This window comes from Candidatus Electrothrix sp. (genome assembly GCF_052785085.1).
Map to the genome: position 1 here is coordinate 1 of NZ_JALAAI010000005.1, position 19497 is coordinate 19497.

The following is a 19497-nucleotide window of genomic DNA, read 5'->3' on the forward strand; positions in this document are numbered from 1 at the left end:
GATTGACAGAAGCGGGCTTTTAGCTTGTTAATTTGGTGACCGATTTTTTTGATTGGTTTTGAAAATGTCATATGTCTCTCTGTAGCTTATTGATGTGAAAATTTCATTATTACAAGAAATCAATAGCTGTGTCAATATGTTATGACATCTGTGGCTAAATTAATTTTCTGAATTCTCAATAAATACAACTCGTTCATAAAGGCCAAGCCTTAAAGTCGTGCCATTAACATCTGTGGCTAAATTAATTTTCTGAATTCTCAATAAATACAACTCGTTCATAAAGGCCAAGCCTTAAAGTCGTGCCATTAAGTTTTATACCGGTCACCGGAAGTCAGGACCACAAGGGTGTACACCTTGAGTGCCGGATGATAATCTTTTGAATTTGCAATCTGTTCCAATAAAGCGACACAGTGATAATAAAGAAACCTGTCGTAATGATCAATGCTGCGCGCATGCTGAATATCAACTATGACACGGTGTTTCTTGTCTTCTGCAAACAAATCAAAACGCGGTGCGACATACCCTATGGGAGGATCGAATTCTTTCTCAGTTTCAACCTGTTCGATCTCCAGAACCATTCCCAGCATATCCCGAATAAATGCGACAAAGATCTCTGGGTCACAGAATGCTTTCTTAAAGACAACTCCGTACCGTAATGATGCAACATGTTTCATGGGGATTTACCTTACATTTTCTATGTTAAGGGAACAGCTTTTTGTTTTTCTTCAACAAGAGTGATGATCTGCGTAACAAAATCTCGTTTTTTGCTTCAGTCATTTTGCTCATGATGTTGTTGGTTATAGCTTATAGCTATAGCTCAACTCTCCTGATTTTCAGCATTTGATTTTCACCTCGTTGAAACTCGTAGGGCACCTGGACACATGTCACCTCGTATCCCTCAGTTCGAAAATGCTTGATCACCGGTACGACGTGCCGAGAGGGCACAGCTCCCAATTGAAGTAAAGGAAAGAGCCGCGTTTCTCTGCATACACGGCAAAGTTCAGTGATGGTGTCGATGTGAAAACGGAGATCAAGATGGTCACTGTACAGGAAGAGAAAATGTGAGCATACGGCAAGACTAAAGCTGTCATCAGGAAAACTCAGGTTAGGAGCCGATTCCGCAAGGTACCTCTTTTCGATCTTGCCCTGCGGGTAGTCTGAGAGAAAATTGCGCATTGTCTTCATCCGCACCTTACCCAGTTCATCAACAGAGCGGATGTGTCCCCAAACGAATTCATCTCTATTTTTGTTCGTTTCCCGCATGACATTGTCAAACGTTTCGTCAATTCGCCTGCTGATAGCATCCATGCTGAAGGCGTAGAGAGGATCAATGGAGACAACCGTTCCCCCTCGTTGGGTCAATTCGGCGTTGAAACTGGCGGGGCCATCACCACACCCGAGAATTTGCTTGGCAAGATCTTCCTCTGACAGGGCAAACATAGCCACATATTCTTGGAACGATCTACCCCACGGCACAATTTCTTTCAGTTGAAATGACATATCTGCTGCACCCCCTGAAACTCTTTGATCGACAACCCCGTAATTTCCGCAATTGCGCCTGTATCCAAGTTCCCGGAGGCAAGCAGTTTAATCGCAATTTCTCTTTTCCTCTCAGCTCTTCCTTTTTGTTCGCCCTGGCTGACTCCTTTCTCCATTCCCTTTGCGATACCTCGTTCAGTACCTTGTTCAATACCTCTCTCATATGCTGATTCGATCATATCCTTTTTGCTGGCTTTGTCGCTCAGGACATTTTTAATCATCCAGTCGAAACTGACCAGAGTTCGTGTCTCGCCCATAATAGTTTTTCTCTGTAAAAAGCTGCGGTTTTATGACTCAATGTTGTACGTCCGGTGCACTGTAGAAATCAATCCCTTGGGCCGGAAGACCATCATGAGCACCAGAGTGGCCCCAAAGACCAGCATCCGGTAATCGGCAAAGGCCCGCAGGTATTCGGGCAGCAGCATCAGAACCAGGGCCGCAATAATCACCCCAATGATAGATCCCATCCCACCCAACACCACGATGCAGAGGATAATAGCGGATTCAAGAAAGGTAAAGGAAGAAGGGTTGACAAAGGTGGTCTTGGCCGCAAAAACAACCCCAACCATACCTGCCCAGAAGGCACCCAAAGCAAAGGCAGTGAGCTTGGTCTTGGTTTTATCAATGCCCATAGCCTGGCAGGCGATCTCATCTTCGCGCAGGGCAAACCAGGCCCGCCCGATCCGGGAATTTTGCAGGCGGTTCACCACAAATACGGTAAAGAGCACCAGAGCGATCATCAGGTAATAGAGATAGTTGATGGATTGGTCCAGAGACAGCTCCATCCCGAAAAAGCCGGGTCGGGGAATACCGGCGATTCCGCTGGGGCCGTGGGAGAACTCTGTCCAGTTTTCCAGAACCAAGCGGATGATTTCGCCGAATCCCAGGGTGACAATGGCCAGGTAATCCCCTCGCAGACGAAGGACAGGAAAGCCGAGCAGGATACCGAAGCAGGCGGCCAGTAATCCGCCGATGGGCAGGGCTGTCCAAAAGCCGATATCAAAATGGAGATTGAGCAGGGCATAGGTATAGGCCCCCACTGCATAAAAGGCTACATAACCCAAGTCCAGCAGACCCGCCACTCCGACCACGATGTTCAGGCCCAGCCCTAAGACCACGTACATCAGGGCGGTTATCATGATGTTGATCTGATAGGTGGAGAGGAAAAACGGAAAGGAGGAAAAAACAGCTATAAGGACAGCGATAATCGGCAGGAATACTTTCGGTTCATTGAACAGCACATGCTGCCATTTTTTTTTGTTGCTCTCCGGGCTGGGTTGTGCTTTTTTCTTTTCCTGCTGACCAGCCTTCCAGAACAGAAAGAATCGGCTGAAGAGGTAGAGGGAAAAGCTGGCCAACCCCACATAGAGCATATTCTGCCAACGCCAGACAACCGTCTCTTCATAGGGATTCACCTTGATAACCATGATGGGAAAGGTGAGGAAGCAGAACCAGAGGCTCACCAGAAAGGCATTTTTCAGGTATGTTAAGATGATTGTTGTGTTCATATATTCAGCGCGATCTTAAAACTCTTGCAGGATATCTTGTTGTCAGCCCTGATTGTGCCCAAGACTGAGGCTGACCTGCCTGAACACATCATAGCTGAATCGCTCTGTCAACGCAATCTATCAGTGTTTTTTTCAGAGAAGTGAGGATCACCCAACCGCCACCGCCTCAATCCCGCTGCCGTCGGTGAGCAGGAGATAGGATTTTAATGCGGAGATCTGTTGAATATCCGCCAGCCGTTGATACTCTTTGATCTGCTTGATGCCTTCGGCACGTTTTACCTCCAATCCCTTTGCGCCGTCTTTCTTCTTGCTGTATTTCAGCTCAAAAAGAAACTGATACCGCACCTTGAAGGGGTTACGCTCCAGCAGAAGAATATCCGGGTAGCGGTTGTTCCTCTCAGGTTCACTTCGGATGAAATAGACCCCGGACTGACAGAGCAGGGTCAGGATCACGGCCTTGATGTGCTTTTCGTCCATGCGCATAAAATCACGGTTGGAGAACAGAGCCAGTGCCTTGCGGATTTCTTCAGTCAGCGGATTGATATTGTTATGCAGGGCGAGCTGTCGGATCGCTTCTTTGATCCTGTCGTTTTCTATGGTGATCTGTGCGCGCAGTTCGATTTCCTTTTTAAAGTAGCGGTAATAGAGCTGTTCGATAACATAATTCGGCACCCGGTAGACCAGTTCATCCAGGACCGCACCGCTGATGGTGATAAACCCCATGTACAGGAGTAGGCTGATGAAATCGTCGCGTTCAAAGGGCTTGCTGATATCCAGATCAAGCTTCCCTTTATGCCGTCCAAGGATTTCGCCGTTGACGATCAGTTCCTCAAGAAGACGGAAATTGCTCTCCCGATCACCGACGCTGAAAAGCCGCATGATTTTTCCGTAATCCGAGGCGATGTTTTCGTCAAGCATCTGCTCGGGATAACGGCATTCGTCCGTGTCAAAACTGTCGATGAAATACAGAACCATGTCCGGGTTGAAGACCTTTTCCTTAGCACGGCTGCTGAAGCGGTAGCCGTTGTACCAAGTGCCTAGGGATCGCATCATTTCCAGAGCATCAAGTTTGCAGATATTGACAAGCGGCCGGATCAGACCTTCAACTTCCTGAGAGGTGAAGCCCATGGCCTGATTGAATTCTTTCTTGAACGAGAGGTTTTTGCCGATATTGAAGCCGCTGGTCATGCTGTCCAGTGTGATGGAGGTCACACCGGTGATGAAGAGGCGGTCGATGATGCCTTGGCTTGTTGCGGTTTTGATGACTTCATAAAACGTTCGGACAAAACCTCCTTTGCCGACGATTTCCGTAAACAGCTCCAGACTCTCTCCGAGCACAGCATTGGCAAAATGGTCGTATTCATCAACCAGCAGGTAGATATTCGCCTCTCCTATGACATTGAAGAAGTAATCCAGTTTTCCTGCCGGACTCCCCTGGTTTTCTATGACCCCGGCGGCCTCCGGGTTATACCCATAGCGTCTGAGGAATTTTTTCAGGGCTGTTTCGACTCTGCGGTTGAATCCCTGTTCAATGCTTTCCCGGCTGCCGGTTTCAATGCCGCTGAAGTCAAAATCAAGAATCTGATAGCTGTTGCTCTGCGGAGTGGGATCTTTACCCACAGCAAGCTTACTGAAAAGAGTCTCGAATTCATCCTTGAAAAGGATATCGTAATAATACCGGAGGGCGGAGAGAAAAAGCGTTTTGCCGAAGCGGCGGGGGCGGAGCAGGATGTTGTATTTTCCTGTTTCTTCGAGAGATGGTATAAAGGGCGTTTTATCAACATAAAGATATCCCTCAGTGATAAGGGATTTGAAATTGCTGATGCCGTAAGGGATTTTCATGTTTGTCCTCTTGAATTCAGGTCAATGCAGGTAAAGGCGATAACAGCCATGCATCAGGCCCCGATCACCCAACCGCCACCGCCTCGATCCCGCTACCGTCGGTGAGCAGAAGGTAGGATTTCAAGTCAGAGATCTGCTGAATATCTGCGAGCTGCTGATACTCCTTGATCTGCCTGATACCCTCAGCTCGTTTTTCCTCCAGCCCCTTTGCGCCGTCTTTCTTCTTGCTGTATTTCAGCTCAAAAAGAAACTGATACCGCACCTTGAAGGGGTTACGCTCCAGCAGGAGAATATCCGGGTAGCGGTTGTTCATCTCGGGTTCGCTCTGGATGAAATAGACCCCGGATTGACAGAGCAGGGTCAGGATCACGGCCTTGATATGCTTTTCGTCCATGCGCATGAAATCGCGGTTGGAGAACAGGGCCAGTGCCTTGCGGATTTCTTCAGTCAGGGGATTGATATTGTTATGCAGGGCGAGCTGTCGGATCGCTTCTTTGATCCTGTCGTTTTCTATGGTGATCTGTGAACGCAGTTCGATTTCCGTTTTAAAGTAGCGATAATAAAGCTGTTCGACAACGTAATTCGGCACCCGGTAGAGCAGCTCGTCCAGGACTGCACCGCTGATGGTGATAAACCCCATGTACAGGAGCAGACTGATGAAATCGTCGCATTCAAAGGGCTTGCTGATGTCCAGATCAAGTTTCCCTTTATGCCGTCCAAGGATTTCGCCGTTGACGATCAGTTCCTCAAGAAGACGGAAATTGCTCTCCCGGTCGCCGATACTGAAAAGCCGCATGATTTTTCCGTAATCCGAGGCGATGTTTTCATCAAGCATCTGTTCGGGATAACGGCATTCGTCCGTGTCAAAGCTGTCGATGAAATAGAGAACCATGTCCGGGTTGAAGACCTTTTCCTTGGCACGGCTGCTGAAGCGGTAGCCGTTGTACCAGGTGCCCAGGGATCGCATCGTTTCCAGAGCATCAAATCCGCAGATATCGACAAGCGGTCGGATCAGGCTTTCTGTTTCCTGAGAGGTGAAGCCCATGGCCTGATTGAATTCTTTTTTGAACGAGAGGTTTTTGCCGATATTGAAGCCGCTGGTCATGCTGTCCAGCGTGATGGAGGTCACACCGGTGATGAAGAGGCGGTCGATGATGCCTTCCATGGTGGCGGTCTTGACGGTTTCGTAAAAGGCCCGGACAAACCCGCCTTTGCCCACAATGGCATTAAACAATTCCTGATCCTCACTGAGCACAGCATTGGCGAAATGGTCGTATTCGTCGATGAGTAGATAAATTTTTTCTTCTCTAACGATCCTGAAAAAAGCCTTCATTAAAGATGCCGGGGAGGAGTGCTCGTCAAGCCGGTGGATTTCTTCGGCAGGGTATTGATACTCTTTCAGAAAGGCTCTGAGTCTTCCGGCGACCTCAAGGGCGAAATCACGCTCAATACTCTCCTTATTATTTATGCTGATTCCACTGAACTCCATGAACAGTATTCGGTAGCTGTTTTTCAGCGGGGTGGGATTGTGACCGACAGCAAGACCGCTGAAAATTTCCTCGAACGCGTCTTTGAAGCGGATATCGTAATAATACCGGAGGGCGGAGAGAAAAAGCGTTTTGCCGAAGCGGCGGGGGCGGAGCAGGATGTTGTATTTTCCGGTTGCCTCAAGAGATTCTATAAAGGGTGTTTTATCAACATAAAGATACCCCTCAGTGATAAGGGATTTGAAATTACTGATGCCGTAAGGGATTTTCATAAGAGTATTCTTTCGGTACATGCCTTCTTTATTGCAATCCGGATCGTAGCTGCATTCAGGTGATACTTTTTAAGAAGTATCATGATCAAGAAAAATACCTTTCCCGCCGGGCCGTGTCAAGTACCCTTAATGTGGCTTTTCCAAAGAGACACCGACTTCAGCTTGACAGGCGGATATGCTCTTTGGTAAGTACAACAGTTTATGAATGCTCTGTATTTTTTGAGAAAACAAGCCATCTTTTCCCTTGGCCGGAACAGCGAACCATCATAAGGATACCTATGAAAAAGAAGAACATCTCCCTTTGCGATTACCTCTATGTAGACACCAAAAAAATTCTCTCTGTGTACAACCAACTCACCGGAGCTGTTGTTTCTGCCGGAGAGTCCACCTATGCAACTCTTGGTCAGGCTGAGAACAAAAAGAAGTATGACTTTAAGATATTTAAAAGTGATTCTGCTACGCAGGAGGAGCACGGGGCGCAGGAGCAGATAAAGCCCCATCATACTTTGTTTCAGGAGTTGGAACAGGAACTGGACAATCAAGGGCAGTTGGTAGACCTTTCCGGCAAAAAGATGGCAGAAAAGATTCAGGATAAGGCGTTTCGCGCAACCTTGAAGGATACCTTTTGCATCAAGGTCACAGGCCGTTGTGTGCTTGAGCATTATGAGCGGATGAAAAAGATCTCTGAGTCCTTCCCGGATATTGCCGAGTTGATTAATCAGAGCAATAAGGCCGCCGTCAAAAGCACGGATGCCTATAAAGAGCTTGTGGAGCAGATCAAGACCAGAGAAGCAGAGATTGCCAAGATAAAGGATAGGAATGCCCGTAATATTCAACAGGTCCCGCTCAAGGAGCAAAAGAAGAAGCTGCAGGATTTGCTGGAAAACCATACCAGGGCTGGCGTGGTGGAGCAGTGGATTCTCGACGGTCTGAGGACCTGGATTGACACCTTTATCCCTGGTATCATTAATTTCCGGGTCTACCCGGATCAGGAGCAGACAGCAGTGCAGGTCTTTGGCCATCTGAAGCAGGAAAACTTTTTTGACATGGATGTCTCTGCTTTTCATTTTACCTATGGCTCAGTGCCTACAGAGGAATTAACCATGCTCGGGATTGTCAGCTCTGTGCCCAATCCAGAGGATGCTGCTTTTAATCCGCACCAGGAATTTCAGGGCGGTGAGTTGTCCAGTAAAGAGGCGGTGGAACGGGGCTTCCGCAGTGTCTTTCGTGGCTTTGAAGGCTTTGAACAGATGGTGCGTACCTGTCGCTATCCCAGGGTGCTGGTGTCTCCACTACTGGTGTATCGGGAGATGGGGGGAGGGCGGTAGATATGGATGCAATACTCAGCCTGCACGATGATGAGAGAGCTGATGAGGATATTCAGGAGCTGGTCTTTTCTCTCACCCGGACGCTGAATCAGGAGACCGATCTGACAGCCGGTTTACCTGAAGAAACAGGTGGCCTTGGGACCAAAGGGGATATTGGGATTGTCGGTCAGATCATTCTTGCCGCCCTGAGTTCCGGGACAGTTGTGGCCTTGTTGCAGGTGCTGAAATCCTATGTTGAGCGTAAGCCGACCCTGCGGATTGAAATAGAGAATGCAGACGGCAGCAAGGTGAAGATTGAGGCGGAACATCTCAAAACGGACCGGATAGAACAGACCACCCGAGCGGTGCAACAGCTCTGTGAGCACAGCAGGGATACGGATAATGGCGGAAACGGCTGAAAAACGCTACGCAATTCTGATTGCCAGCAGCAGCTACCCTAAAGAACCGGGCCTGAAGGACCTGCGCTGTCCGGAGAATGATGTTGATGCGCTGGATGCCGTGTTGCGCTCGTCGGATTTTGGGGGTTTCACCGAGACCTTTGTTTTCAAGAACCGGCCCAGCCATGAGGTACTGGAACGGATTGAGACCGTGCTGGGCGAGGCAGGTCAGCACGATCTGGTGCTCATCTATTTTTCTGGACACGGTAAGCTGAATCCGGCAGGACAGCTCTGTCTTGCCACGGCAAACACTAAGTTGCGGGCCTTGGGTTCCACCTCCATTCCGGCAGGATCAATCAAGTCCTACTTTGATCATTCCGCGAGCAGGAAGAAGATTCTCCTGCTGGACTGCTGCTACAGCGGGGCTGTGGGTAAAGATTTTGCCAGGGGAGGCGTTGACGATCAGTTACAGCTCGTGTCCCGAGGGCAGGGCACCTTTATCATGACTGCTTCCACCGGCATTGAGGTGGCAGTGGAAAAGGAGGGCGATAAGTACGGTCTGTTCACCAAGCATCTTGTGGCGGGGATTCGTTCCGGCGAGGCGGATAAGAACGAGGACGGCTTTGTGGATATGCAGGAGTTGTATGAGTATGTCCATGAGAAGGTGCAGGGGGAAGGGGCGCAGGAACCCATGAAGTGGGATCTGCATGTGAAGGGGAAGTTGGTGGTTGCACGGAGCGGCAGGGAGGCCAAAGAACAATGGCGGAAGAAGCTGCGGGCAATCCTCTACAAACTGGCTGCGCAGGGTTGGTTGTCAGACGGTATCGTCAGTAAGGCGGTGCATATCATTTCTTTGCCGGACAAGGAGATGACGACCAAAGACAGGGAATGTCTCCTGCTGATTGAACAGCTTGCTGATGAGCGGATCAGTACGGGAAACTTTGTTGAGTGTTGGGTGAAGACCTGCTTGTCAAATGAGAGTGAACAAAAAGGTGATAAGGACACGCCAAGTAGAACAAAGAATCTATGGAATTGGTTGCTTTACGATGTTTTTGCCGACCTGCTCTTGCGTTTTGTTTTTGCAGGCTTTATTGTTGCAATTGGGTGGTGGAGTTTGAAACAATGGGTGTCTCGCCCCGAGACTGTTTCTGTGCGGGAAGAAAGAACAATTGGGCAATATATTAATCATGGCGATGGCACGATAACGGATACGAAAACCGGTTTGATGTGGAAACGCTGTTCAGAGGGTTTGTCCGGTGTGAACTGCGAAGATGGCAAGGCCAAAGAGTATACATGGAATGATGCGGTGAAGCGTTTCAAGAATGTTGAATACGCGGGCTATGCTGATTGGCGGCTGCCGACCGTTGATGAACTGAAAACCTTGGTGTATTGCAGCAAAGGGAAAGACAGAGAGGGTGACTGCAAGAATGGTTATGAAAGTCCGACTATCAACCAGCAGGTTTTTCCGAATACTGACTCTGTCTGGTCCGGGTCGCCGGATGCTGACTACTCGGTCAACGCGTGGTACGTCGATTTCTACGACGGCTATTCCCACATCCTCAACCGCACCTACAACTTTGCGGTGCGGCTGGTGCGCGACGGACAGTGATTGCACGGGGTGTTACCCCGTGCTGGAATTGTATAACCCCTTCGGGGTATGCGTTGACTCGTCAAGCCGCCGTACAAGGAAAACATAATGCCCCAACGGGGCTGTATATAACCAGCTCAGGGTAACACCCTGAGCGCACATCCCAAAATATAAGAGGTTGCACCATGCCGCAATCCCTCACAAGGATATATCTCCACATCATCTTTTCCACCAAGGAAAGAATCCCCTTTCTTGCCGACAAGGAAGTGCGCCGGAAAACCCATGCCTACCTTTTTGGGACTTGTCGGAAATTGAGTACTCCCGCCGTGACAGTCGGTGGTATCGCAGATCATGTACACCTTATCTGCATCATGTCCCGCACCATAACGGTGGCGGATTTTGTCCGGGATATCAAGCGTACCTCCTCAAGCTGGCTCAAACAGCAGAGTGAAACTACCTCCAATTTCCATTGGCAGAACGGGTACGGCGTTTTTTCTGTCAGCCCGTCACATATTGATGCGTTAAAAAAATATATTGCCCGGCAGGAGGAACATCATCGGCAGCTTTCTTTTCAGGATGAATTTCGTCGGATCATGCAGAAGTATGGGATGAAGTACGATGAAAAGTATCTGTGGGATTGAACTGTTTGCACGGGGTGTTACTGCGGCCTGTGTTTTTCCCCTTGCGCAGCCCGGAAAAAAGATGAAACAGCCGGGCAAAATCACAAAGGAGCGGTGAAAAACGGCAAAACAGCCCGGAAAAATCATACAGAAGCGTGGAAAAATGACCGAGGAGCAGAGAAAAGTCATCAAGGAGCACGGAAAAACCGTTCAGGAGCATGGAAAACTCATCAAGGGGCACTACTTTCCTATTTTTCCAAGCTACGCTGCCGCATCGCAGGCTTGCTTCCTTGGTTTTCCCCCTTGCTGAACCGTTACGACATGCTCATCTGCCTCTTCAACAGTCTCCTTTGTTGCTGCTCGAAAATCCGGGAAGGAAATTGACATTCCCCTGCGATAATAACGGAATTATCAATGCCCCAACGGGGCTGTATATAACCAGCTCAGGGTAACACCCTGAGCATACCTGAATAGGTTTTCCGTTGAGGAAATTCAACGATATCTAGAGAAGAAGAAAAGCAAAAAGAGCAAAGAAGTTTTACGAGAAGACAGAAGGTACTAAATATTGTTCTTCTTTACCATATCAACCCAGTGTTTTTGTTTTTTCAGAAAGTGCAAAAATTGATACTGCCAAGTTTCTTCTTTGCTTTTTTACCTTTGATCGGATACATTAAGCATAACTTTACCAGGAAAATTTATATGAAAGTGTCGGGTAATTGATAAATCACTTACCCCATTGACCAGCTTTCATAATGTGTTGTCTCTCCCCAAAGGGAGGGAAGGCCATTATTTTACAAGACTTCTCCCAGCGGGAATAAAAAAAGGAAGAGCGTTATGAAAAAAATATTAAGCGCAGCAGCAATTTCAGCCCTGATGTTCACAGCAGCCCCTGGAATGGCCGGTAATATGAAAATCATGCCGCCTTCCTTGGGGGCGGATTGTCCTGCTGATTGTCAGGATCAGATTGATCAGTTGAATTCCAGTCAGGCCCGGCAGGATGAACAGCTTGAGGCCCTGGAGGAGAGTCAGGTACGTCAGGATCAGGCGATTGAGGCCAATGCTGCTGATATCCAAAACAATCTTCAGGAGATTGAAAAGCTGAAAACAAAGGAGATCCATAATCCCTGGTATGTGAAGGCCACGGCCCAGCTGACCTGGATGGGTTCGTTGGATCTTGATAAAGCACATTACGGGTATCAAGCAGACACAGATACAGGATATGGCTTTGGTTTTTCTGCTGGACGCCAGTTTGGCAATCTTCGCATTGAAGGGGAACTGGCCGGACGAACCGCTGATATCAAAGGTGAAAATCTTTCTGATATTACAATCAGCACAGCTATGCTGAACGGATTTTATGGCGTTCCTGTTTACGGCCCCTTTTCTGTGTACGGCACAGCAGGCGCAGGTACGGCCAAGGTTGAAATGGCCTTTGCTGATGGCGATGACAGCGAAGTCACCTTTGCCTATAAAGCCGGAGCTGGTGTAGCTATGGATGTTGCTCGGAATATGGCTGTGGATCTTGGCTATGAGTACCTGCGAACCGGTGATGTGGAGTTTGGCCGGGATCATGAGATGTCCCGGGTTGATGACCTGAAAAGCAGTGCTATCAATGCCTCTGTTCGTTATTCATTCTAAGTTGTTCAATCAACCCATCATTGAACAACAAGGAATGCAATAAGAAATTTCCTGCCTATTATTGTAGGTGCCGTAGGTACCATAGGGGCGATCCTCTGTGTTCGCCCTTTTATGCCGGGTAAACACGCAGGTCTGCTCCTACAATTCTGTCCCGGAAAATCGGGGTTTCCCACGTCCTTCAATATATTTTTTCCCTTATGTATGTATTATACGCATTATCTGCTGCATCCGTATCATCCCAAAAAATAAGAGACTCCCTGTGCTGGTCTCTCGCATTGTTCTTTTTCTTTTTTCTCACCTTTGTTCCTCTTTCTGTCCAGGCTGCCTCAAACGCTTCCAGTAAAATTGTGGTTCAAAAAACCATGGCAAGCTTTTCCCGGATACCAGGCCTGACAGCACAGGAACTGGAGTATGGGAGACAGGTCATTGCACAGATGGACTATAACTCCCAGCGGATTACCCGCCAAATCAGTCTCCTGCCTGGAGCGAATTTTGCCCGGTGTGAAGAGATTTGGCAGGAGTTGGACAACAAAAAGATTTCCTATGATCAAATCCTTGCCTTTGATGATTGGACAAAGCTCCCTCATGCGACAATGCCGCTGGCAGTTCAAGTCATTAAGGCTATCAGAGACCTGACCCGTGAAGAGGTAAAATGTCTTCGAACCTTTCTCACTATTGCTGATCAGCGAGCTGATGCAATCCTCTTGCTCATTCCTCAAATCGTGGCAATGGAGCCTTCAGGGAATTTTGCTGCCCGTAAGATGTTTACGGTTCGTGGGTTGAAAGTAGAGCAGGCCCTGGACAACCTGACGCTCATTGATACCTTTACTGATAAACAGGCATGGGCTTATGCGGCCTTTGCAGAAGCCAGGAGGATGGATCCGGTAACCGTGACAGATGCCTTACCCCTCTTTCAGCAGTTGCGCGATGATGCTGCCTGGAACATGCGTACCCTGATCAAAAAGAATAAATTAACCAGAAATGCGGCCTGGCGATGGCTTATCAGCTATTTTGCCCATCCGGTCCATGTGCAGGAGAAGCAGTATTATCGATATGACGTCCCTGAAAGAACGCAGCTTTTAGATGCCTTTTATGCTGCTGGCGAAGATTTGATCTGGCGGATCAACAGTTTGCATGCTGTCAGCGATGAATACGGAATGGAGTATTCCAGTGCCACGCTCCAGTCTATGTCCAAAAAAGAATTGAAAAGGCTTTTTGACAAGCTCTCTCAAAAGACCAGGACAAACTATGGAGGTCATTTCCTGAATGCCTTTAAGGCAGGCAAAAAAAACAGCATGATCAGGATACTGCGTAAAGCAACCACAGCAGATCGCACCCAGATTTCTCAGGACCTGACCTCTGCAAATATCTATGCCTTGCTGGCCCAGGGGAGCGAACTCTACGATTCTTCGTTTCGGGATATTCTGGTGCCTATCCTGAAAAAGAGAATCCATAAAGGCTATGAAAAGAACCTGCTCACTTTTCTCAAGGCAACTGACCCGTCAAATCATCTGGTGTCCAGTTTTATTGTCAGTCTGGCTCAAAAAGGGAAGCTCACTACTTTTTTCCCAAAAGACGCTGCTGAACAGGAGAAAATTCTGGATTTAGTTGCAGCCTCTGCTTTTAAGGATGAGGACTCTATACTTCTTTTTTCTGCTACCTTTCGCCATCTGCTCAAAGTGCTCAAACCGGATGTACGATATTATCTGATTGATAAAATGGTTCAGGCTGATAACGGACGGACCAGCTTTAGCAAGCTGATTACTGTGATTCTTCAATATTATTTACAGGAATATCCAGACCTGCTTAATAAGCCAGCTCAGCAACTTATCCAACAGACTGTTGAACGCAACGGGGCTGTGGATCTGGACAAGTACCTGTTGACACCTTTTGCGGACTGGAAGGAAGATAAGCAATTAGGTTCAATTTCGATTTTTCATCCTGATGATGATGGCCGGAAATCCTTTGTCTCCAACGCCCGGAACCTGCTCAAGCATGGTTATCAGATACAATATTCTGAACAGTACAGCCCGTATCAAGAGGTCGCTGTGCAGAAGGTGAGTAAGCGGGCTGTGCAACGGTCCCGGTCAGGTAAAGGATTAGCTGCGCTTTTTGATACCATGCGGCGGAGTCCTTTTGCAGTGGTTTTTGTCAAAAAGGTCAATGGAATCACCATACGTCATTCTGTATATGTGTATGCCAATGAAGCTGACCAGCAGTTATTGATGAAGCGTTTTCTCCAGGGAGATGATGAGATGTTTGCCCAACGTGGTCATTCGTATTGGCGTTCAGAGCAAATTACCGATCCTTTGGAAAAACTCAAAGAAAATAACCAGATTTCTGAGCATGATCTTACCAAGCGGCAGCGTTTTCTCAGCCTGGGCTCCTGCGGTGGAGTGAAAGCCTATACCAAACTTACCCGGATGTTTCATGGTCATATTGATATCCTGGCCACTATTGGCACTGGAATGGCGATTATCAATGATCCTTATAATCGTAATTTTTTTGAAACTGTAGCCAAGAACCCGGCAACGATTACCTGGGAGGATATGGCTGCAAAATCATCATTTATTTTTGCCAACGGACGAGGGCAGGATTATCTGCAACCTGGTTGCCTGACCGCTATTTTGCATAAAATATTGGATGAAGAACAAAAAAAAGGGAATTCATTTCCAGGATCAAGGGAAGGTGAACCCTATGATCTTGAGGTTGCCCCTGAGCCAGGGTATTGATACCTTGTAATATCATTTTTTTCCTGCACCTTACTCCTTCAGGCGTTTCTGTGTTCCAGGAACGCCTGCTTCTTCTCTTTTCTCCTCGCAAGTGCGTCCCATAATATAACCTTCCTGTTTTTTTAATACCTCTTCCTGTTCGCCTCATTCTGTATAAAAAATAAAACTTTATAGTGTTGACGGTATGAAAAATTATACAGAAATACGAGGGGAGCTACAGACAGATATTGCAAAAAGGATATTGTCTTCCCCCTTTTTTATCTGGAAAAATAGCCCCTTAGAAGGGAAAAAGGTATAATTATAGGAAGTGGCATATTTTTAGCATTAATATGAAAATATGTCGTTTAACTGTTTAAATTGATTGGATATAATAAAAGTATCTAATAAATGCCACAATGTGATGTTTGAAAGGAGTTGTTCTTTCACTACTCAGAACATGCTTTGTCATGTAGTGGCAACGCATTGTTGAACGCATTTGAACTTTATTTGATACCTTCTTTCCGATAAGAAACGGAAAGTTGATAACGCCACAGCTGCTGCGAGGCAGTGTCGGAAAGCCACGGGTCTCCAATGATGGAGACAGCCGGGTTACCTGCTTTTACCTGTAACTTCTATCGGAAGGTTTATTATGAGATTTTTTTTCTTTCACGTACATTTCCCAGTGCTCCTGGTAGCACATTACTACCCGTCTCTCCCCTTCGTGCCACTCCTGGTATAAAAAACAAGAATCAGAATACCCATATTTTGTATATCAAAATACCTATATTTTGATTCACGAAATATGCGTATTTCGCAACTCAAAATACATGTATTCTGCCTCTCAAAATACATATATTTTGAAAGGCAAAACCTATGCTGTTTTTCAGGCAGTAATAATCAACTTCAGAGTCAATAAAAATCATACCTGATTTTTTGTAGATAGTATTTTTACGTACGGAATACATAACGTATTTCGTGCAAATATTTAAACGAACAAGAGGATGAAAAAGAACATGCAACAAAAACACATTGGTAAAAAAATTATCCACGTCCCCAACAGGGTGCTTCTGGTACTGACAGCGATTACCACGCTGTTTTTTTGCACAGAAGTATCAGCAAACGCATCAGCAAAGGATGTCCATGAAATGGCGGATATCTGTATGCAGGCCAATCGTATCCTAAAGGATTATGCTCTGGTCGGCATGGGTGTAAGTTATCATGACCCAGCCAAGGACCTGAAAGAGAACCTTGAACTCATTGAAAATGAAATCAAGGATCTTGAGGGACATAAGCAAAACGAAAAGATAGCAGCAGAGATTGAGGAAATTAAGAAATCTTGGCATGCCATCAAACCGGAATTTGAAAAAACACCGGATAAGAGCAAAATGAGTGATCTTCGGAAGATGGTTGAGAAGTTCACTGTTCGCTGTGAAGAAGTTGCCGAAGATATTGCCCAGGACACCGGTATTGAGGGAGAGCATGATGTGGTTTTGGTCGCTGAGCTGGGCATGGAGTCGCAGCGGCTGGCAGCCCTCTACCTGATGAAGGCATGGGGAATAGCTGACTCTGATTACGAAACAGAGTTACAACAGATTGTTGACCAGACCGAGAAGATCTACAAAGAACTTTTTGAAGCTGATGAAAAACTGGTTTCTCAGGAAATTAAAGAAAGACTAAAAAAGGTTGAAAAGGAATTTATCGCCTTCAGCGTTATGGCCAAGAGTGACTCAGGCCGCTTCATGCCATCTGCGGCTGAAAAAATGGCGTCCAAGATCTTTGAAGAACTTCGTGAGATACTGGAGATGGAGCAGAAACTGGTTGAAGGAACCGTGTCAGGTTATTTTACCCCAATAGCTGATGAAAAAACAGCAGGGGAGATTTTCAGAGCAATTACAGGAATAGTACATACAAAAGGAGGAATCAAATCATGAAATTCGGAACAATAAAGACATTGAAGTATGCAGTAGCAGGTATAATTTTTGCTTTATACCTTACCCCGGCATTGGCTGCGGATTCAAACCGTGAACTGCTTACAGTTGAGGCTGCTGAAAATATTAAGTTTTCCAGCCAAACAATCACCAAAGCATATTTTTATAAGCAACAGGGTGTCCGCGTGGACCGTGCGACCGAAGATTTGAAAAAGAGTCTTGCTCGTCTAAAAAAGGATCTGATTATAATTCAGGACGGGCTGGCAAAGGGGAGCAAAGAAGAAAAAAATATCGTGGTCTATCTTGAATATACCACGGAAGAACTGTTGAATCTTGTTGATAAGCCCTACAGCAAGGAAAACGGCGCATTGATGATTGATTACAGCGAATCGTTGCTGGAGGGAGCTGAGTTTGTTGCCCAGCAGCATATGCAAAAAGGGAATGCCGAGGAAGAAATGCTGGTTGCAGTAGAAGAGATGCTTTTTTTTCTGGAGAGAATCAACAAGTTCTACATCGCTTACCAGGCCGGTTTTGATGACTATAATAATGTTGTCCAGTTGAAGCAGGCTGTACAGGATTTTGAAAGCACTTTGGCTAAAGTCAATGCATATACCAAGTACGAAGGCATAACTTTGACCAGTCGCAACAAAATTAACGAATTCTGGCCAGTAGCCAAGGAATTCTTTGTTGATATTCAACGAGGTGCTTTGCCTGTGATTGTTCTTGCTTCGGTAGAAAAGCTGGTAAATGAACTTGAGGTATTGGAAGACTTCCACCATAAAAAAGCGAGTTCAAACGCAAAATGATGAATAAACTGCGAATGCGTTGAGTGAAAAGGGCAGTCCTGTGACGATAAATATATTTTTGCAGGACTGTCAATCCGATTAATATGAAAATACTGACCAGCTTTTTGAAATCAGTATGTTCATGTTTTGTTGTCCCGCCCCAGAGGGGGGGATGGGTGTTTACAGGAAAGTACCGAGTGATTCCTTGGAGAGTCACCCCATTAACTTTCATGTTTTGTTATTATCCCTCTCAGAAGAGGAGGGATGGGAGTTATATGCGAAATAACGGCATGACTTCACGCAACAAACCACAAACATTTTGGAGGTAATCAGAAAGTATCATGAAACGGAAGAAAAAAGATGAAAAAAGCAACTGGATGCAGACGAGAATGCTGTTGACCTTGACAGCCAGTATTATCTTGTTGTTCTGCACAGAGGTGTCGGCCACAGCTTCAGCAAAAGATGTACATGACATGGCCGACATCTGTATGCAGGCCAACCGCATTTTAAAAGATTACACCTTGATCGGCATGGGGGTGGATTATCATGATCCAGCCAAAGATCTGAAAGAAAACCTGGAGGATATGGATAAGGAGATCAATGATCTTAAAGGGCATAAACTAAATGATAAACTGTCTTCCGAGATTGTTGACATTGAGAATTTCTGGTACGAGATCAAACCGGAATTTAAAAAGAAACCGGATAAAACAAAAATGCATGACCTTCGAGTGATGGTTGAGAAATTCACGACACGTTGCGAAGAGGTTGCCGAGAATATCTCAGAGGAGACCGGCATTAAAGGAGAGCATGATGTGGTTCTGGTTGCTGAATTGGGCATGGAATCGCAACGGCTGGCAGCCCTCTACTTGATGAAGGCATGGGGAGTAGCTGACTCTGATTACGAAACAGAGTTGAAACAGGTTGTTGACCAGACTGAGAAGATATATAAAGAGCTTCTGGAGGCTGATGAGAAATTCGTTTCCAAGGAGATTAAAGAAAAACTCAGGAACATTGAAAAAGAGTTTATCGTTTTCAGTGTAATGGCGAACAGCGACACGGGCCGATTCATGCCATCGGCTGCAGAAAAAATGGCCAGCAAGATTTTTAAAGAACTCCGTTCGATACTGGATATGGAACAGAAATTGGTTGAAGGAACTGTCTCGGGATATTTCACGCCTGTTGCTGATAAATATCTCAGGAGTAAGTCTAAAATTTCCATCAATGTTGAATTGATGGAGAGTGTCCAGGCAAATTCCTAAATTGGAAGTGAGTGTTTTTAGCTCACCTCTTTGCCCGAATCTCTTTTAAAATGGAGATTCCGATTTTACATTTTTTTTGAGCACAAAATCTCCACCAATGTTGGACTGGTGGAGATTGTCCTGGCAGATTCCTAAATCGGAAGTGAGTTCTTTTATAGCTCACCTCTTTGCCCGTATCTCCTTTAAGATGGATAAGCCGATCTTAAAATGTGGTTCCTCCTCCTGTTTGACCGTGGCGTAAAAATCGCATTTCTGGCAATCACCAAACTTTTCTGTATAGGCACCCTGGGCAACTGCGCCCTTACATAAGGTGCCTGCAACCACCCAGCAGCAACGCCCAGCGTTTGTGCCGCTATGGATTCCGTCAGCTCTTTGCTCTTCAGCAGCCGGGCACACCCCGAATTCATCAGCTTTTATACCACCAGGCTCCCGCCCGCATTTCTTGGCTTCCCAGCAATCTTGTTTCTTCATTTGCTTATCTTCCTTTTTTTCAACCTCATGTTTCTATAAAAAAAACCAATCCCAAAGGAATCGGTTTTTTATATTTTGCAGTATCATTCCGCAACAATGCCAGCTCAAATATCAATCACATTCTCAACACCTGCTTTCGAACAGGAA

18 protein-coding genes and 1 riboswitch are annotated in these 19497 nt (G+C 46.4%); of the genes, 9 read left to right on the forward strand and 9 right to left on the reverse strand.

What is annotated here, in order from left to right:
* Positions 1 to 305: 305 nt before the first annotated feature.
* The 6 genes from L2082_RS01505 to L2082_RS01530 all read right to left on the reverse strand — a co-directional run bounded on the left by L2082_RS01505 (position 306) and on the right by L2082_RS01530 (position 6648).
* Positions 306 to 674, reverse strand: coding sequence for a hypothetical protein (locus L2082_RS01505; RefSeq protein WP_446008347.1), 369 nt, complete (start codon positions 672 to 674; stop codon positions 306 to 308).
* 136 nt (positions 675 to 810) lie between these two features.
* A complete protein-coding gene (locus L2082_RS01510) occupies positions 811 to 1500 on the reverse strand; it encodes an SAM-dependent methyltransferase (RefSeq protein WP_446008346.1) in 690 nt (229 codons plus the stop codon).
* The gene (locus tag L2082_RS01515) at positions 1485 to 1760 is read right to left on the reverse strand and encodes a hypothetical protein (protein ID WP_446008345.1); all 276 of its coding nucleotides are present in this window, start codon (positions 1758 to 1760) and stop codon (positions 1485 to 1487) included. The genes L2082_RS01510 and L2082_RS01515 overlap by 16 nt, the downstream gene beginning before the upstream one ends.
* 66 nt (positions 1761 to 1826) lie before the next feature.
* Positions 1827 to 3047: a high-affinity branched-chain amino acid ABC transporter permease LivM gene (livM, locus tag L2082_RS01520; RefSeq protein WP_446008344.1), complete on the reverse strand. Its 1221-nt coding sequence runs from the start codon at positions 3045 to 3047 to the stop codon at positions 1827 to 1829.
* A 147-nt stretch (positions 3048 to 3194) separates the two neighbouring features.
* On the reverse strand, positions 3195 to 4889 hold the full coding sequence (locus L2082_RS01525; RefSeq protein ID WP_446008343.1) for an AAA family ATPase: 1695 nt from the start codon (positions 4887 to 4889) through the stop codon (positions 3195 to 3197).
* Positions 4890 to 4953: 64 nt separating this feature from the next.
* Positions 4954 to 6648, reverse strand: a complete 1695-nt coding sequence (locus tag L2082_RS01530) for an AAA family ATPase (RefSeq protein ID WP_446008342.1) — start codon at positions 6646 to 6648, stop codon at positions 4954 to 4956.
* A 278-nt stretch (positions 6649 to 6926) separates the two neighbouring features.
* On the opposite strand from L2082_RS01530, the gene L2082_RS01535 reads away from it, so the two are divergent.
* The 4 genes from L2082_RS01535 (at position 6927) to tnpA (ending at position 10582) form a co-directional block, all read left to right on the forward strand.
* Entirely contained in the window at positions 6927 to 7976 is a 1050-nt protein-coding gene (locus tag L2082_RS01535; protein WP_446008341.1) for a DUF6414 family protein, read from the forward strand.
* A 2-nt stretch (positions 7977 to 7978) separates the two neighbouring features.
* Positions 7979 to 8374, forward strand: coding sequence for an effector-associated constant component EACC1 (locus L2082_RS01540; RefSeq protein WP_446008340.1), 396 nt, complete (start codon positions 7979 to 7981; stop codon positions 8372 to 8374).
* Positions 8358 to 9962 carry a caspase, EACC1-associated type gene (locus L2082_RS01545; protein WP_446008339.1) on the forward strand — a complete coding sequence of 535 codons (1605 nt, stop codon included), beginning with the start codon at positions 8358 to 8360 and terminating at the stop codon, positions 9960 to 9962. The genes L2082_RS01540 and L2082_RS01545 overlap by 17 nt, the downstream gene beginning before the upstream one ends.
* A 164-nt stretch (positions 9963 to 10126) precedes the next feature.
* Complete coding sequence (gene tnpA / locus L2082_RS01550) at positions 10127 to 10582, forward strand: IS200/IS605 family transposase (RefSeq protein WP_446008338.1); 456 nt, start codon at positions 10127 to 10129, stop codon at positions 10580 to 10582.
* On the opposite strand, the gene L2082_RS01555 is transcribed toward tnpA, so the two are convergent.
* Together L2082_RS01555 and L2082_RS01560 are read right to left on the reverse strand one after the other, a co-directional pair.
* Positions 10533 to 10802 carry a hypothetical protein gene (locus L2082_RS01555; RefSeq protein WP_446008337.1) on the reverse strand — a complete coding sequence of 90 codons (270 nt, stop codon included), beginning with the start codon at positions 10800 to 10802 and terminating at the stop codon, positions 10533 to 10535. The genes tnpA and L2082_RS01555 overlap by 50 nt on opposite strands.
* Positions 10803 to 10822: 20 nt before the next feature.
* Entirely contained in the window at positions 10823 to 10948 is a 126-nt protein-coding gene (locus tag L2082_RS01560; RefSeq protein ID WP_446011376.1) for a hypothetical protein, read from the reverse strand.
* 447 nt (positions 10949 to 11395) lie between these two features.
* Here L2082_RS01560 and L2082_RS01565 point away from each other — a divergent pair, with 447 nt between their 5' ends.
* The 5 genes from L2082_RS01565 to L2082_RS01585 all read left to right on the forward strand — a co-directional run bounded on the left by L2082_RS01565 (position 11396) and on the right by L2082_RS01585 (position 18879).
* Entirely contained in the window at positions 11396 to 12196 is an 801-nt protein-coding gene (locus L2082_RS01565; protein WP_446008336.1) for an outer membrane protein, read from the forward strand.
* Positions 12197 to 12543: 347 nt separating this feature from the next.
* Complete coding sequence (locus tag L2082_RS01570) at positions 12544 to 14928, forward strand: hypothetical protein (RefSeq protein WP_446011377.1); 2385 nt, start codon at positions 12544 to 12546, stop codon at positions 14926 to 14928.
* 516 nt (positions 14929 to 15444) lie between these two features.
* Positions 15445 to 15524, forward strand: a riboswitch (cyclic di-GMP riboswitch).
* Positions 15525 to 15920: 396 nt separating this feature from the next.
* On the forward strand, positions 15921 to 16838 hold the full coding sequence (locus L2082_RS01575; RefSeq protein WP_446008334.1) for a hypothetical protein: 918 nt from the start codon (positions 15921 to 15923) through the stop codon (positions 16836 to 16838).
* Complete coding sequence (locus L2082_RS01580) at positions 16835 to 17641, forward strand: hypothetical protein (protein WP_446008333.1); 807 nt, start codon at positions 16835 to 16837, stop codon at positions 17639 to 17641. The genes L2082_RS01575 and L2082_RS01580 overlap by 4 nt, the downstream gene beginning before the upstream one ends.
* Before the next feature lie 320 nt (positions 17642 to 17961).
* Positions 17962 to 18879: a hypothetical protein gene (locus tag L2082_RS01585; protein ID WP_446008332.1), complete on the forward strand. Its 918-nt coding sequence runs from the start codon at positions 17962 to 17964 to the stop codon at positions 18877 to 18879.
* 159 nt (positions 18880 to 19038) lie between these two features.
* Here the strand turns inward: L2082_RS01585 and L2082_RS01590 are convergent, their stop codons facing one another.
* Positions 19039 to 19350, reverse strand: a complete 312-nt coding sequence (locus tag L2082_RS01590; RefSeq protein ID WP_446008331.1) for a two-CW domain-containing protein — start codon at positions 19348 to 19350, stop codon at positions 19039 to 19041.
* Positions 19351 to 19497 lie beyond the last annotated feature (147 nt).

Coding starts and splice junctions, on each gene's coding strand:
- L2082_RS01540 (WP_446008340.1), top strand. CDS start 7,979: ATGGATGCAATACTCAGCCTGCACGATGATGAGAGAGCTGATGAGGAT.
- L2082_RS01515 (WP_446008345.1), bottom strand. CDS start 1,760: ATGATTAAAAATGTCCTGAGCGACAAAGCCAGCAAAAAGGATATGATC.
- tnpA (WP_446008338.1), top strand. CDS start 10,127: ATGCCGCAATCCCTCACAAGGATATATCTCCACATCATCTTTTCCACC.
- L2082_RS01590 (WP_446008331.1), bottom strand. CDS start 19,350: ATGAAGAAACAAGATTGCTGGGAAGCCAAGAAATGCGGGCGGGAGCCT.
- L2082_RS01575 (WP_446008334.1), top strand. CDS start 15,921: ATGCAACAAAAACACATTGGTAAAAAAATTATCCACGTCCCCAACAGG.
- L2082_RS01565 (WP_446008336.1), top strand. CDS start 11,396: ATGAAAAAAATATTAAGCGCAGCAGCAATTTCAGCCCTGATGTTCACA.
- L2082_RS01580 (WP_446008333.1), top strand. CDS start 16,835: ATGAAATTCGGAACAATAAAGACATTGAAGTATGCAGTAGCAGGTATA.
- L2082_RS01525 (WP_446008343.1), bottom strand. CDS start 4,889: ATGAAAATCCCTTACGGCATCAGCAATTTCAAATCCCTTATCACTGAG.
- L2082_RS01545 (WP_446008339.1), top strand. CDS start 8,358: ATGGCGGAAACGGCTGAAAAACGCTACGCAATTCTGATTGCCAGCAGC.
- L2082_RS01535 (WP_446008341.1), top strand. CDS start 6,927: ATGAAAAAGAAGAACATCTCCCTTTGCGATTACCTCTATGTAGACACC.
- L2082_RS01530 (WP_446008342.1), bottom strand. CDS start 6,648: ATGAAAATCCCTTACGGCATCAGTAATTTCAAATCCCTTATCACTGAG.
- L2082_RS01510 (WP_446008346.1), bottom strand. CDS start 1,500: ATGTCATTTCAACTGAAAGAAATTGTGCCGTGGGGTAGATCGTTCCAA.
- livM (WP_446008344.1), bottom strand. CDS start 3,047: ATGAACACAACAATCATCTTAACATACCTGAAAAATGCCTTTCTGGTG.
- L2082_RS01560 (WP_446011376.1), bottom strand. CDS start 10,948: ATGTCAATTTCCTTCCCGGATTTTCGAGCAGCAACAAAGGAGACTGTT.
- L2082_RS01505 (WP_446008347.1), bottom strand. CDS start 674: ATGAAACATGTTGCATCATTACGGTACGGAGTTGTCTTTAAGAAAGCA.
- L2082_RS01585 (WP_446008332.1), top strand. CDS start 17,962: ATGAAACGGAAGAAAAAAGATGAAAAAAGCAACTGGATGCAGACGAGA.